The sequence below is a fragment of the Dehalogenimonas sp. THU2 genome (assembly GCF_039749495.1).
Lineage (GTDB): Bacteria > Chloroflexota > Dehalococcoidia > Dehalococcoidales > Dehalococcoidaceae > Dehalogenimonas.
In genome coordinates, this window is sequence record NZ_JBDLLU010000003.1 from 129,313 (window position 1) to 143,353 (window position 14,041).

18 protein-coding genes are annotated in these 14,041 nt (G+C 56.0%); 8 read left to right on the forward strand and 10 right to left on the reverse strand.

All coding sequences use genetic code 11. The annotated features are described in order from the left end of the window. Positions 1-10: 10 nt before the first annotated feature. From ABFB09_RS02540 to ABFB09_RS02555, 4 genes are read left to right on the forward strand one after another with little or no spacing between them, the layout of a single operon-like run. The gene (locus tag ABFB09_RS02540) at positions 11-436 is read left to right on the forward strand and encodes a response regulator (protein WP_346999643.1); all 426 of its coding nucleotides are present in this window, start codon (positions 11-13) and stop codon (positions 434-436) included. Next, entirely contained in the window at positions 433-648 is a 216-nt protein-coding gene (locus tag ABFB09_RS02545) for a PAS domain-containing protein (RefSeq protein ID WP_346999645.1), read from the forward strand. Before ABFB09_RS02540 ends, ABFB09_RS02545 begins: the two co-directional genes overlap by 4 nt. Further along, on the forward strand, positions 627-1,334 hold the full coding sequence (locus tag ABFB09_RS02550; protein ID WP_346999647.1) for a diguanylate cyclase: 708 nt from the start codon (positions 627-629) through the stop codon (positions 1,332-1,334). Before ABFB09_RS02545 ends, ABFB09_RS02550 begins: the two co-directional genes overlap by 22 nt. A gap of 21 nt (positions 1,335-1,355) precedes the next feature. Next, positions 1,356-1,490: a hypothetical protein gene (locus tag ABFB09_RS02555; RefSeq protein ID WP_346999649.1), complete on the forward strand. Its 135-nt coding sequence runs from the start codon at positions 1,356-1,358 to the stop codon at positions 1,488-1,490. A gap of 175 nt (positions 1,491-1,665) precedes the next feature. Here the strand turns inward: ABFB09_RS02555 and ABFB09_RS02560 are convergent, their stop codons facing one another. Both ABFB09_RS02560 and glyA read right to left on the reverse strand, forming a co-directional pair. Beyond that, on the reverse strand, positions 1,666-2,613 hold the full coding sequence (locus tag ABFB09_RS02560) for a ribose-phosphate pyrophosphokinase (protein ID WP_346999651.1): 948 nt from the start codon (positions 2,611-2,613) through the stop codon (positions 1,666-1,668). Positions 2,614-2,737: 124 nt separating this feature from the next. Next, positions 2,738-3,985, reverse strand: coding sequence for a serine hydroxymethyltransferase (glyA, locus tag ABFB09_RS02565; RefSeq protein WP_346999653.1), 1,248 nt, complete (start codon positions 3,983-3,985; stop codon positions 2,738-2,740). Positions 3,986-4,151: 166 nt separating this feature from the next. Here glyA and ABFB09_RS02570 point away from each other — a divergent pair, with 166 nt between their 5' ends. The 3 genes from ABFB09_RS02570 (at position 4,152) to ABFB09_RS02580 (ending at position 7,161) form a co-directional block, all read left to right on the forward strand. Further along, the gene (locus ABFB09_RS02570) at positions 4,152-4,727 is read left to right on the forward strand and encodes a pentapeptide repeat-containing protein (protein WP_346999654.1); all 576 of its coding nucleotides are present in this window, start codon (positions 4,152-4,154) and stop codon (positions 4,725-4,727) included. A gap of 84 nt (positions 4,728-4,811) precedes the next feature. Continuing rightward, positions 4,812-5,435: a uracil-DNA glycosylase gene (locus ABFB09_RS02575; protein WP_346999656.1), complete on the forward strand. Its 624-nt coding sequence runs from the start codon at positions 4,812-4,814 to the stop codon at positions 5,433-5,435. Positions 5,436-5,520: 85 nt separating this feature from the next. Then, complete coding sequence (locus tag ABFB09_RS02580) at positions 5,521-7,161, forward strand: ribonuclease J (protein ID WP_346999657.1); 1,641 nt, start codon at positions 5,521-5,523, stop codon at positions 7,159-7,161. Positions 7,162-7,249: 88 nt separating this feature from the next. Here the strand turns inward: ABFB09_RS02580 and ABFB09_RS02585 are convergent, their stop codons facing one another. The 4 genes from ABFB09_RS02585 to ABFB09_RS02600 all read right to left on the reverse strand — a co-directional run bounded on the left by ABFB09_RS02585 (position 7,250) and on the right by ABFB09_RS02600 (position 9,443). After that, entirely contained in the window at positions 7,250-7,708 is a 459-nt protein-coding gene (locus tag ABFB09_RS02585; protein ID WP_346999658.1) for an Hsp20/alpha crystallin family protein, read from the reverse strand. A 79-nt stretch (positions 7,709-7,787) separates the two neighbouring features. Further along, a complete protein-coding gene (locus ABFB09_RS02590) occupies positions 7,788-8,024 on the reverse strand; it encodes a MerR family transcriptional regulator (RefSeq protein ID WP_346999659.1) in 237 nt (78 codons plus the stop codon). Positions 8,025-8,189: 165 nt separating this feature from the next. Continuing rightward, complete coding sequence (gene ruvC / locus ABFB09_RS02595; RefSeq protein ID WP_346999660.1) at positions 8,190-8,687, reverse strand: crossover junction endodeoxyribonuclease RuvC; 498 nt, start codon at positions 8,685-8,687, stop codon at positions 8,190-8,192. Beyond that, complete coding sequence (locus ABFB09_RS02600; RefSeq protein WP_346999662.1) at positions 8,688-9,443, reverse strand: YebC/PmpR family DNA-binding transcriptional regulator; 756 nt, start codon at positions 9,441-9,443, stop codon at positions 8,688-8,690. It lies immediately after the preceding gene. A gap of 191 nt (positions 9,444-9,634) precedes the next feature. Here ABFB09_RS02600 and ABFB09_RS02605 point away from each other — a divergent pair, with 191 nt between their 5' ends. Beyond that, positions 9,635-11,194 carry a DHA2 family efflux MFS transporter permease subunit gene (locus ABFB09_RS02605; protein WP_346999663.1) on the forward strand — a complete coding sequence of 520 codons (1,560 nt, stop codon included), beginning with the start codon at positions 9,635-9,637 and terminating at the stop codon, positions 11,192-11,194. 16 nt (positions 11,195-11,210) lie between these two features. Here ABFB09_RS02605 and ABFB09_RS02610 read toward each other — a convergent pair whose 3' ends face one another. Genes ABFB09_RS02610 through wtpA form a run of 4 tightly spaced genes read right to left on the reverse strand, consistent with a single transcriptional unit; the run spans position 11,211 to position 14,039 of the window. Further along, positions 11,211-11,414, reverse strand: coding sequence for a TOBE domain-containing protein (locus tag ABFB09_RS02610; RefSeq protein WP_346999664.1), 204 nt, complete (start codon positions 11,412-11,414; stop codon positions 11,211-11,213). 44 nt (positions 11,415-11,458) lie between these two features. Then, entirely contained in the window at positions 11,459-12,157 is a 699-nt protein-coding gene (locus tag ABFB09_RS02615; RefSeq protein WP_346999665.1) for an ATP-binding cassette domain-containing protein, read from the reverse strand. Then, the gene (locus tag ABFB09_RS02620; protein WP_346999667.1) at positions 12,144-12,950 is read right to left on the reverse strand and encodes an ABC transporter permease; all 807 of its coding nucleotides are present in this window, start codon (positions 12,948-12,950) and stop codon (positions 12,144-12,146) included. The genes ABFB09_RS02615 and ABFB09_RS02620 overlap by 14 nt, the downstream gene beginning before the upstream one ends. A gap of 21 nt (positions 12,951-12,971) precedes the next feature. Beyond that, positions 12,972-14,039, reverse strand: coding sequence for a tungstate ABC transporter substrate-binding protein WtpA (gene wtpA / locus ABFB09_RS02625; protein ID WP_346999668.1), 1,068 nt, complete (start codon positions 14,037-14,039; stop codon positions 12,972-12,974). Positions 14,040-14,041: the final 2 nt, after the last annotated feature.

The following is a 14,041-nucleotide window of genomic DNA, read 5'->3' on the forward strand; positions in this document are numbered from 1 at the left end:
TGAATTACCGATGATGCCCGTAGAAACAACCTCCGGGGTTGAGAATTATGAAACTGAACCGGTTAATGTAACAAAAATAGCGAAAATCATGGTGGTGGATGATGAACGGTCGGTCGGGGCATTGATTAGAATTATCATGACCCGTCAGGGGCATGAGGTGCAGGAGTGCTATAGTCCTCAGGAAGCTTTGGATAAGTTGATGGATAACACCTATGACGTTATCATTCTGGATATTCGGATGCCCGGTATGAGTGGTATCGAATTACTTGATGAGATCAAGGTGCGGTGGCCGGACATGGTTTCCAGGGTGCTGTTCATTACCGGCGATACATCAGACCTGTCAACCAGAACTTATCTTAATACCTATAATATCCCCTATCTCAGCAAGCCTTTTGAACGACGGGAATTGGAAGAGAAGGTAAATGCCTTATTATGATACAGGCAGAGTTGTATAAAAACTTGTTAGACAACCTGAGTGAAGGCGTCTATTTTGTTGATTGCGACAAAAGAATCTCCTATTGGAATAAGGCTGCTACAGAGCTGACCGGGAGGGCAGAAGATGAAGTCATGGGCTTCAAATGCGCCGACAATATCCTGGTCCACACCGACGACCAGGGAACCCGCCTTTGTCTGAACGGTGTCCGCTGACCGCCACGATGACTGATGGTAAGCCCCATGAAGCCTCCGTATTCATGCTTCACCGGGACGGACACCGCGTGCCGGTTACGGTAAAGGTGATGCCGATACGTGATGAAGAAGGGAAAATAATCGGTGGTATTGAGACTTTTACCGATAATTCAAAGAATTTTCAGCTTCAGGAACAAATTGCTGAACTGGAAAAGCTGTCTCTTATCGACGAACTGACCCGTTCTGGTAATCGGCGTTATGCCAATATTACCCTTGATACCAAGTTTAATGAGTTTAATCGTTATGATTGGCCTTTCGGTGTTATCCTGTTTGATATTGATAACTTCAAGGCGGTAAATGACAACTACGGTCATGATATTGGTGATGACGTTCTGAAGATGGTTGCCCGGACGATCATGGCTAACATCCGTAGCCCCCAATCGTTATTCTTCCGGTGGGGCGGCGAGGAGTTTGTTATCCTGGGCACTAATGTGAATGCCCTGCAGCTTTACGATATCGCGGAGCGGATGCGGAATCTGGTAGCCAGCTCTATGTTGACGCAAAAAGGCCGGGAATTGAGTGTCACAGTATCTGCCGGGGTAACCGTGGCCCAACCCGGCGATAATTCTGAGACCATCATGCGCAGGGCTGATGAACTCATGTATCTCAGCAAAAAGACAGGTAAAAACCGAAGTAGCGTTGGTTAGGTGGTGTGTGAAGGGAGGACAGTGGAAGATTTCGTTTCCTCCCGTACCGACGCCATTTTTACCCACGGTTTCTGCTCTAGCTGTGTCAGGAAGCTATATCCAGAATATGCTGAAGAAGTACTGAAGGAATCCAGCGACGATACCGGAAAGCGATGATGGTATTCATTGGCAGGAGATCGGTCGTTGATGATGTTTGAGTAGATGTGCCCCCTCACCTAACCTCTCCCCGTTGGGGAGAGGGATTTGGAGTGAGATTTGTTCCATGACATGTTCAACTTCGCCCGCCGCGGGCTTTAACTCTCCTATCGGTGGAGGGATTTCAGGAAGGCCGCTACGAATCCTGCTGGAACATGGCGCCGACGGACAGGCCGGTGTGGATCCGGTGGATGGCTTCGCCGAGGAGGGGGGCCATGGGCAGGACGGTGATCTTGTCTAGGTGTTTTTCCGGCGGTACCGGGACGGTATCGGTGACGATGACCTCTTTCACCGGGGAAGCGGCAATGCGTTCGATGGCCGGGCCGGAGAAGATGGGGTGGGTGCAGCAAGAGTAGACCTCGGTGGCGCCATTGGACAGCAGCGTCTGCACCGAGTTGACCAGGGATCCGGCGGTGTCTATCTCGTCATCGACGGTCAGGGCGATGCGGCCTTTGACATCACCGATGATGTTTAATGTTTCGGTGCGGTCCTCGTTGCCCATGCGGCGTTTTTCGATGATGGCCAGCGGGGCGTCCAGGCGGGCGGCGAAGTCGCGGGCCCGCTTGGAGATGCCGATATCGGTAGCCACGACGACCAGGTTCTCCAGGTTCTTCTTTTTGATGTAGTTGGTCAACAGGTTGATGGCCGAAAGCTCATCGACCGGGATATTGAAGAAACCCTGGATCTGGGCGGCGTGCAAATCTACCGTCAGGACGCGGTTGGCGCCCGCCACGGTGATGAGATCGGCGATGAGACGGGCGGTGATGGGCACCCGCGGCTGGTCTTTTTTATCGGTGCGGCCGTAACCGTAATAGGGAATGACGGCGGTGATGCGGCCGGCGGAGGCCCGTTTCAGGGCGTCGATCATGATCATGGTCTCCATGATGCTCTGGTTGACCGGCGTGGTGAACGGCTGGATGAGGAAAGTATCCCGGTTGCGAACGTTATCCATGATGCGGACGAAGATGTTTTCGTTGGAGAACTGAAAGACCTGGCAGTTGCCCAGGGGTATGCCAAGGTATTCCACCACGGCGCGGGCCAGCGCGGGGTTGGCATTGCCGGTAAAGACCTTCATTTCATCCATGGCTTCGGTTCCCTCGAAATTCTAAATTCTAAGCACCAAATTCCAAACAATATCAAAACTTCAAAATCCTAAAATCCCCAAACCCTAGGGGCTGCTAATTTCAAATTTCGATTCTCGATTTGACCTAATCGGTAATTCCCGGCACCGGGAACTTGGCGGTCAGATCCTTGACCTCTGCGGCGATGCGGGTTTCTATGGCGGCGTCGCCGAAGTTCTTGATGACCTCCTCGATCCAGCCGGCGATTTTGACCATTTCCGGCTCGCCGAAGCCGCGGCTGGTCACCGCGGGCGTACCCAACCGCATGCCGTTGGGTGCGGTGGCCTTCTGACCGACGATGAAAGGCACGGTGTTGCGGTTGACCACGATATTGCAGCGCCCCAGCGCTTCTTCCGCGTCCTTGCCGTTGACGCCGGCGGCGGTGAGATCCAACAGCACCAGGTGATTATCGGTGCCGCCGGAAACGAGCCGGAAGCCGAACTTCTCCAGTTCCCGCGCCAGGGTCTTGGCGTTTTGCAGCACCTGAGTAGCGTAATCAACGAATTCCGGCATGGCGGCTTCGCGGAAAGCGACGGCTTTACCGGCCAGAACGTGCATCAACGGACCGCCCTGGATGCCGGGGAAGATGGCGGAGTCGATAGCGTGGGCGTATTCCTCTTTGCACAGGATGAAACCGCCGCGTGGGCCGCGGAGGGTCTTGTGGGTGGTGGAACTCACGATATCGGCGAAGGGGACGGGTGAGGGATGCACCCCGGCGGCCACCAGGCCGGCGATGTGGGCGATATCGACGATCATCTTGGCGCCGACACCGTCGCAGATGTGGCGGATGCGTTCGAAATCGATGACCCGCGGGTAGGCGGAGGCGCCGGCCATGATGACCTTGGGCTGGCATTCGGCGGCCAGTCGCTCCATCTCTTTATAATCGATACGCTCGGTCTCCTGGTCCAGGCCGTAGGCTACCACGTTATACATCTTCCCGGTGAAGTTGGCCTTGGCGCCGTGGGTCAGGTGACCGCCGTGCGACAGGCTCATGCCCATGATAGTATCGCCGGGCTTGATGAGAGCGAAGTAGGCCGCCATATTGGCCTGGGCGCCGGAGTGGGGCTGGACGTTGGCGTGTTCCGCCCGGAAAAGCTCCTTGGCCCGGTCGATGGCGATGGATTCGATGGTGTCCATATTGTGGCAGCCGCCGTAGTAGCGCTTGCCGGGATAACCCTCGGCGTACTTGTTGGTCAAAGAAGATCCCTGCGCCTGGAGGATGGCGCGGGAGGCATAGTTCTCAGAGGCGATGAGGTTGATGGTTTCCTGCTGCCGCGTATCCTCGGCGGCGATGGCGCTATAAATGGCGGGGTCGTCAAAACGCAGTCTGGTCATCTGGTCCTTTCCTCATATCCAAGCCGTTATCGATAACGCGGCACAGGAACATACGCATTATAGCAAAAGGGGTGGGGTGGGGGGTAGTATTGAACCGGAAGTCGAATAATTGGAAGAAGCCCCAAACTCTCTATCGGATACCGGGTCAACGGGGTATAATATTCTCATGGGTTTTCCGAAAACAGCATATTACCGTGAGACATTTACCGGATTGTCGCTCTCGAATGAAACCATCACAGGAAGGGAATTCGACGAATGCGAATTCATCCGGTGCAGCTTTGTGGATTGCAAGTTCGAATCATGCAAATTCCTGAGTTGCCGGCTGGTGGAATGCGTAATCAGCGCGATCAAGCCGGTCAATTGCCGGTTTCGGGAAGTGAAATTCCTGAAATCCAAGGTCATCGGGTTCGATTGGACGAAGGCGATAGTTATCGAAGACCTGGAGTTTGATGGTTGCCAGATCAACTATTCCAATTTCAGATTGTTGAAATTGCCCGGTATCAAGATCATCGACTGTGAAGCTAAAGAAGTCGATTTCATCGAAACCGACCTCACTAACGGTGTATTCAAGAAAACCGATCTGGAGAATAGCCAGTTTTTCAAGACGAATCTGACCGGCGCGGATTTCAGCAGCGCCCGGAACTATTCGATCGATGTCCGCAACAATATCCTCAAGAAGACTAGGTTCTCCATGCCCGAAGCCCTGGCGCTGCTTGACGGGCTCGATATCATCATCGAATAGTCTCAGCGCAGCCGAGTCTGCTCGATTGACTCAATCTCATCCTAGTGTTAATATGGCTTTGAATGACGCTTCAACGTATTGCCTGTGGCTGACGCCGTAGCTCTCGAGGCATTAGCCGGGGAGATCCGGCGGTGCGAGCGGTGCGGACTCGCTAATGGACGTACCTGCGCCGTGCCTGGTGAAGGGAACCCTGGTTCAGAGATCATGTTCATCGGCGAGGCGCCGGGATTCAATGAGGACCGTACCGGGCGGCCGTTCTGCGGCGCGGCAGGGACGTTTTTAACTCAACTTATTGAATCGATCGGGCTCAAGCGTGAAGACGTCTATATCACCAATATCGTAAAGAGCCGGCCGCCGGGGAACCGTGACCCGCTGCCGGAGGAAATAGCTGCCTGCAAGCCCTGGCTGGATAAGCAACTGGAGATCATCAAACCGAAAGTCATCGTCACGCTGGGCAGATTTTCGATGTCGAGGTTCTTTCCCAGGAAGACGATAAGCCGCATCCACGGCCAGTCCGAAAAATGCGGGGATTATACCTGCTTTGCCATGTATCATCCGGCGGCGGCGCTGCACCAGGGCAGTTTAAGAGCAACTATTATAGCCGATATGGCCAGGTTACCAAATATACTCGAGGAATTAAAAAAACGTGAACAACCAATCCCAACCCGGCCGCCGGAACCGGCAGCCAGCCAACTCAGTTTCTTCTGATTCTAATCCGCCTGATCAGACACCCACGAAGCAATCCCGGAGCCAGGGAAAGCCGCAGCTGACGCGGCAGCGCCCGGAAGCGAAATTGCGGGTAGTACCGCTGGGCGGTCTGGGCGAAATCGGCAAGAACATGATGGTCATCGAGTACGGTGACGACATCATCATCGTCGACTGCGGCCTGATGTTTCCCGAAGAAGACATGCCGGGCGTTGACCTGGTTATCCCCGATGTCACTTACCTGGTGGAGCGTAAGGATAAAGTCCGCGGCATCATCATCACTCACGGCCATGAGGACCATATCGGCGCGCTGCCCTATGTTCTGCCGCAGCTCGACGTGCCGATCTACTGCGCCCCGCTGCCCCACGGTCTGATCAGCGTCAAACTCAAAGAAGCCCGCGTCCACACCAATAAGATACATGAAGTGAAACCCGGCGAAACCATCAACCTTGGGGTTTTCAGCGTCGAGTTCGTGGCCATGTGTCACTCCATCCCGGACGCCGCCGGCCTGATCATCCGAACCCCCCTGGGCATCATCGTCCATTCCGGCGATTTCAAGCTGGACTATACCCCGGTAGGCTGCCGCCCATCCGACCTGGCGCGTCTGGCGCAGGTGGGAGCCGAGGGTGTATTGCTGCTGATGGCTGACTCTACCCACGTGGAAATCCCGGGTTACACGCCTTCTGAAAGAGTCGTAGGTGAGACCATATCTGCCGTCATGTCCAACGCGCCGGGGCGGGTGATCGTGACCACCTTTGCCTCACTGGTGGGCCGCATCCAGCAGGTAATGGACGCGGCTGTTAAGTATAACCGGAAAATATTCATCGCCGGGCGCAGCATGAGCGAGATCGTCAAAATGGCGCTCAGACTGGGTTATCTCAAGGCGCCGGAAGGGCTTATCGGCGACCTGTCCGATATGCACCGCCTGCCGCCGAACCGGGTCGCTCTGGTCACCACCGGTTCCCAGGGTGAGCCTACGTCCGCGCTGGTGCGTATCGCCAACGGGGAGCACCGCGAGGTGCAGATCAAAAAAGATGACACTATCATCATCTCCGCCTCACCCATCCCCGGCAACGAGTCGGTGGTGGCCAAGACTATCGACAGCCTATTCAAGCTGGGCGCGCAGGTATTTTACGACCGCGTGGCCAAGGTGCACGTTCATGGTCACGCCTCCCAGGAAGAACTGAGGCTGCTGCAGAGCCTTATCCGGCCGCAATATTTCATACCGGTGCACGGTGAATACCGCCACCTGAAGCTACATTCGCAACTGGCGGAGCAGATGGGGGTGGCCCCTGATAACATCTTTACACTGGAGGATGGCGATATCCTGGAACTGACCGCGAGCGGCGGTAAAGTAGTCGGCCACGCGCCGTCGAGCAACGTCTATGTTGACGGCTTGTCGGTCGGCGATGTCAACGGTGTGGTTCTGCGGAATCGCAAGATGCTTGCGCAGGACGGCATCGTGGTGGCTATCGTCACCCTTGACGCCGAATCCGGGCACCTGGCAGTGCGGCCTGATATCGTTTCACGTGGGTTTGTCGATCCTGAAATTGGCCGGGCGCTCATCGAGGAAAGCCGTGATCTGGTGACGCGGATGTTCGAGGAAGAGGTGCAGCGCGTTTCCGACTCCGCGGTCATTTCAAACCGGGTACGCGATCTGCTGTCCAAGTTCTATTATGAGAAAACACGGCGGCGGCCGATGGTGCTGCCGGTGCTGGTGACTGTATAGCTTCGAAGCACCACCATCGAAAATCGAAATAAAAATTGAAAGGGATGCGGAGTCGCATCCCTTTCAATTTCTGCCAACTCAGATATGTTTATTTTGATTCGATCGCCTTCGGTTCTTCTTTCTTGACAGCCACTTTTATCTGCTTTCTCTTCTTGTCTTCCGCGGTTGGCAGGGTGATGGTCAGTACACCGTTGGCATAAACCGGTTCGATCCTTGCGGTGTCAACAGTGTCAGGGAGGGACAACGCCCGATAGAATGAACCCCAGGCGCGTTCCCGCACCATATAGCCACCCTCTTCCATCTCATTGTCGGTGGCACTCTCAGCCTTGAGCGTCAGGACATTGTTTTCTACAGAAACCTCAATGTCTTCCGGCTTGACGCCTGGCATCGAGGCTTTAACGATGATTTCTTCACCCTTGCGAACGACATCGATCGGTATATTCCATTGTTCAGTCTCCTCCGGCCAGGCGGTGCCTCGCCATGGACGATTCAAAGCGCGTTCAAAGGCCCGCATCTCCCGAAATGGATCCCATTTTTGCAGCATCATAGCTTTGCCTCCATTAAGTCGATAATTAGTCACCGGATTGTGGAAAATCTGTAATTATGCGGTTTTTCTTCTTCTTTGATCATTCACCTCCCCGCCGTAAACCCATGATGTGCCGGACGCCCGCGAAATTCACCCCACGACGAGTCAAAGCTTCTATTTCCCGAATAACCTCGATATCGGCATCCGAGAACATGCGGTGTTTGCCGTCCGAACGAGTGGGACTGACCAGTCCGGCAGCCTCATATCGCCGGATACGATGCGATTCCACACCAGTCATGGTTACGGTTACGAACATAGTGTACCTGGCTATTTTCATCGACCCTCTATCTAAATAGTAGCAAAGTTAAACAAAAATATCAAGAATACTGACGCAATAAGAGAGATATATAGGCAAAAATACGGCAATTTACCGTTGACAAATAACCTCGAGGGATCAGGTTATTTCGCGCAGGCGATCTGAGACTGTGGCATAATCATTCGGTTAAATACCATGCCGGATGATTGCGGCCGCCTGGGCTTCCTGAATGTGGCACAGGGCGCAGGCCAATGCGTCGGCGGCGTCGGAGGTAGCGGGGAGGTCGGTCAGGTTCAACTGGAGCATCACCATACGGGCCACTTGATCCTTGGACGAGGCGCCGGAACCGGTGATGTGGGACTTGATGCGGGCTGGGGGGTATTCGAAAACATCGAGTCCTGCGTTGGCGGCGGCCAGTATGGCTACCGCCTGGGCCTTGCCGATGGTGAAAGCTGAGCGGGCGTTCTCAGAGAAAAAAGGGCTCTCCACGGCGGCGCAGTCCGGGTGGTGGGTGTTGATCACCTTTACCAGCTCGGCGTAGAGGTGTTTCAATTTTTCGGCCATCGGGAGCTTTTCGGAGCAGCTTACGGTGCCGCAGGTGACATAAATCACCGTCGAGCCTTCGGAGTCGATGATCCCGTAGCCGAGACGGCGGGTGCCGGGGTCAATGCCCAGAATTCTCACTTAAGCCGCCTGGAACTTCTCCACTACCGCCGGGTCGAAATCGGCGTTGGAATAGACGTTTTGCACGTCTTCCAGTTCCTCCATAGCGGTCAGTAGTTTGAGAGCCTGCATCGCCGTGTCTTCGTCAAGTTCGATCAGCGTCTTGGGGTGCATATCCATGCCGGCGGACTCGATGGTCAGGCCTTTGGCCTCCAGCGCCAGGCGTACCTTCTCCAACTGGTCCGGCGCGGTAACAACTTCCATATATTCTTCATCGTCGGTCTTGACGTCCTCGGCGCCGGCGTCGATGACCTCGAGTGTCAGTTCGTCCGTATCCCGGCCGTCTGTTTTGACGGTGATGCTGCCTTTGGGTTCGAAGATCCAGGACACACACCCGGCTTCGCCCATGGCGCCGCCGCTCTTGGTGAAGAGGTGCCGGACCTCCTGGATGGCACGGTTGCGGTTGTCGGAAACGGCATGAACCAGCACCGCCACGCCGCCGGGCCCGTAACCTTCCAGCGTCAGTTCGAGGAGGGTTTCACCTTCAAGCTGGCCGCTGCCTTTCTTTATGGCGCGTTCGATGTTATCGGACGGCATGCGGGCGTCCTTGGCCTTTTGAACGGCCAGGCGCAGGCGGGCATTCATGTCCGGGTCCGGGCCGCCTTCCTTGGCGGAGAGAATGATCTCACGGGAAAGCTTGGTGAATATCTGGCCGCGCTTGGCGTCGGCGGCGCCTTTCTGATGTTTGATGGTAGCCCACTTGGAATGTCCGGACATATCGTGCTCCTTGCGGTTAACGTTCGTTCGATTGCTATTCTAACACTTCGGGTAGGTGAATTAAACGGAATCCGCGAAATGAACCCGTTGTTGGATGGAGCTACATTCGGATATTACAGGAAGCGTCATCGCCATTGACTGATTATTGCTTCGGCTTTAGAATGGGTTACCCGTGTTGGTCTGGAGGCTTGGTGACCGAACCCCGCAAATTTAATAAGTGGCATGTCCTGGCGGTGATTTCCGCCGCTCTGTTCATGATCAACCTTGACGTCACCATCGTCAATATAGCTTTACCGAGCATCATGGAGCGCCTCGCCGCCTCTCTGGCTGACGCTGAGTGGGTGCTCAATGTTTATATCCTGATATTTGCCGTGCTTCTGATCACCATGGGGCGGCTGGGTGATATCTTTGGCCGGAAGCGCCTGTTTACCGGAGGACTGGTGCTGTTCACCGTTGCGTCACTGTTATGCGGGCTAGCGCCCAGTATCGAATGGCTGATCGGCGCCCGCGCGCTCCAGGCTATCGGCGGAGCCGCGATGATGCCGGCCACCCTGTCTATTCTGAATGTCACCTTCCATGGCGGGCAGCGGGGACTCGCCATGGGTATCTGGGGTGCCACGGCCGGGGCGGCGGCGGCGCTGGGGCCTATCATCGGCGGGTTGCTGGTGGGCGGACCGGGCTGGGAGTGGGTCTTCCTGGTGAACCTGCCGGTCGGCATCCTTGCCCTAGCGGCAGCGGTAAAAATCGTCCCGGAAACGAAAGATCCCGGGACCAGCCGACGGATAGACGTACCCGGGATCCTGGCCGCATCGGTAGGGCTGGGAACGCTCACCTATGCCCTTGTTGAGGGTCAGGCCTTTGGTTGGACATCGCCGCTTATCCTGAGCTTGTTTGGTGTAAGCCTGGCGGCATTGATTTTATTCGTCTTTATAGAGGCCGGGAGTCCGACGCCGCTAATCGAACTCAACCTCTTCCGTAATCTTTCCTTCTCCGCCGGGAATTTCCTGGGATTGATCGTCATGTTCAGCCTGGTGGGCACAATATTCTTATCGGTGATGTATCTCCAGGCGGTCAGGGATTATTCCCCCATGACCACAGGGTTGATCGTGCTGCCTATGCCGCTGGCGCTTATGGTGATCTCTCCGATTGCGGGGCGTTTGGCTGACTATATTCGGATGCGATGGTTGATGTCGGCGGGTATGCTGATGGTGGCGCTGGCACTGTCACTTTTGTCCCAGGTGACACCCGAGATCGATGGCCGAATGCTTGCCTGGCCGCTGGGTTTGGCGGGATTGGGCTTGGGGCTGGTCATGGCGCCGCTGGGGGCGGTAGTGATGGCATCAGTTCCGGTGGCCAGATCAGGGGCAGCCTCTGGAGTGCTGACTACCATGCGTCAGACCGGAGCGGTGCTGGGCATAGCGGTGCTGGGGGCGGTGCTGCAGTTTCACATGGTCAATAATCTCAGGTTGTTCTTTGCCGGCATACCGTTCATGCCGCAGGAAGCCAAGGACGCTATCATCGAAGGGGTGAGCAAGGGGGGAATGGGGGCAGTGGCCACGGTCAATGCCCCGAGTTTTCTTCAGACGCTCATCGCCGAGGTGATGACGGAACAGTTCACCCTGGCCTTGAGTTCGGCCATGACTGTGGCGATGTACGTTTGTATTGGCGGGGCGGTTGTGGCTCTTTTCATCAACCACCGGCCGCGGCATAAGACCGGGGCGATATCCCCAACCACCGTCCGGGATGTTTAGCGGATAAAATCCACCGCTATTCCTTAGCGACCATAACCTCGGTCGATTTGATGATCGCCGTTACAGTATCACCGGCTTTCAGTTTCATACCTTCAGCCGAAGCGCGGGAGATGAGGCTGACGATCTCGATACCGGCGGCTGAAACTATCACTTCCGCCATGACGGTGCCGAGTTTGACTTCCTTGACTGTGCCCTTGAACTGATTGCGTGCGCTGATCATGTTTGCCTCCTTTGATTTGCTGCTTTTATTATACACCCGGGTGTTCACAAGTCGTAGAGGGATTTGAAAGCCAAATCCGGCCACAAAAGGAAATTCTCCGGGCTTCCGACGCGTGCCAACCGTCCGTCCAGTATGAAAGCTATCCGGTCGGCCATGTCCATGGCTTCTTCCAGATCATGGGTGACATGGATGCAGGTGAACCCCAACTCCCGCTGTAGTTTTTTCATGTGCGCCCGGGAACCGCGGCGCAATGAGGCATCCATGGAGCTGAATGGTTCATCCAGCAGCAGCAGCCAGGGACTTGTAATGAGGGACCGTGCGAGGGCTACGTTCTGGCGCTCGCCGCCACTCAACGTACCTGGTCTGCGACCCAGCAGGTGTTCTATGTTTATCAATTGGCAAATTCTGTCGAGGGAAGCTTCGATAACATCACGGGACCGGCGCTGCATTTTGAGACCGAAGCAGACATTGTCATGGACGGTCAGATGGGGAAAGAGCATCTGGTCCTGGTAGACTAAAGACAGTCCCCGCTCCTCCGGATTCAGGCCACACAGATTGGTACCGTCGCGCCGAATGGTGCCTCGCTCCGGGCGGCGCAGTCCGGCAATAGTTTCCAGCAGTACCGTCTTGCCGGAACCGGTAGGACCAAGCAGCACCAGGTACTCTCCGGTCTTGATCTCCAGATTGATCTCTCTTAGTTTAAAGGCGCCGGCGTTGACCGACAGGTCCTCAATAACCAGCATTTGCCCCCCGGCTCAGCAGCAGCCTGATGCCGATGAAAATGATCAGCGAGATGATGACCAGCAGCGCGGCAATGGGAACGGTGGCCGCCAGACCCTGGGTCTGAAATCGTTCATACACCAGGACCGGCGCGATCATGGGATGATAGGCCAGGATAATGACGGCGCCGAACTCGCTCATGCTCCGAGCCCACATCATAAGGCCGCCGCTTAAAATGTTGCGCCGGGCCAGCGGCAGGGCGACCTGGATGAAAGCCTGAGAGGGGGAGGCGCCCAGAGTCCGGGCGACGCCGATCAGCCGGTCATCAATGCGGCTGAAGCCATCGCGGGCGGCGTTCAACAGGAACGGCACGCTGACGAAGAGCATGGCGATGATGATCCCGGCTATGGAATCGACGAATTCGATGCCAACATCCTCGAATCTCTGGCCGACCCAGAAACTGCGGCCGAAGACGAAGAGAAGAGCGATGCCGGCAGCGGAATGGGGAATGACTACCGGCAGGTTGACCACCCCTTCCAGCAGCCGTTTACCGGGGAACCGGTAGTGGGCTAACAGGTAGGCCAGGGGCACGCCCAAAACCAAACCGATCGCCGTAGCCGCCAGGGCGGCCAGGATAGTCAGGCCGATGGAACTCATGACCACGCTGTCGGTCAGTGTCTCCAACAGCCGTCCGGTCTCAGCGGAGAAGATCAGTCGGCCCAGCGGCAGGACGATGAAAAGGACCAGGGTCGCCCCCAGCAAGGAAAATACCACCGGCAGCCACGAATTCTTTGGGCGTCTTCGACTCTTAGCCATCAATTCGGGTGGACCATCGGATTACCTGAACAGGTTTTTCAAATCGTCCGGCAGGGAGGCCGGGTTGTCACAGCGCGGGGGTATGAGAGGGGGGTGTGAGTGCTCGTTCATGATGGCCTGCCCTTCCGCGCTCAACAGGAATTCGATGAACAGCGCCGCTTCATCCGGGTGGGAGGCGGAGGCGGGGATGGTAATACCGTAGAAGATGGGTTCGCCGAGGAAAACGGGGGTGACAGAGGCGAAGCGCCGGAAGTCCAGGGTGACTTTAACCGTGGAATACAAATCCTGGAACTCTTCACGGCTGAAGTCGATCTCCGGCGGCAGCGCCAGGAAATTCAAGCCATGCTGTTCGGCTACGCTCTCGTACTCGAAGGCGTAATCGATTTGGCCCGCCTCGAGCAGGGACAGCAACTGGACAGAGAAACCCCTCAGGGCGATATGCCGGGTCCGCGCCTCGATGAGTTCCGGAACGACGATGTTAAAACCGTTCCCTTCATCCAGCGAGCGTACCGGCCCGGTGAGGTTGAAGGTGAAGAGATTCTCGAAGATGGTGTTGTCGTCGTAGTAAGCTTCCGCGAGTTGGGCAATCATCAGTGTACGGTAACCCACCGCATCCAGCCGGGGGTCGGCCAAACCCAGCCGGACCTCTTCCCGGTTCAATATCTCGAACCAGTTGCCGGCGTCAATCTCATCGCTGTAAAGACTGTCATCTGTATAAGCGATGCCGAGCCGGTTGCCGGCGAACTGGATCGTCCAATCGGCGTAGGACTCGGTGGTGTTCGGCAATAGTGTGGGATACATGAGGAGCGGAATGAGCGAATAGTCCGCCACAGCCACCACATCGATGTCGTCATGAATCTCGGTGACATGGCGTATCACCTGGATGCTGCCATGGCCTTCCATGAGGACATCGATATGGGGATATTTGCTCTCAAAGGCTTTTTCAATAGCCTCGAAGGGCACCAGCAGACTGCCGGCTTCAAAAACTACCAGCTTCGTACTAGTTTGCTCGCCGCTGCAACCGGTAGACGCCGGGAGGGTACACGACGCTACCAGGAGACCTGCCAACAACAGTCCGATCCGCTTCATTC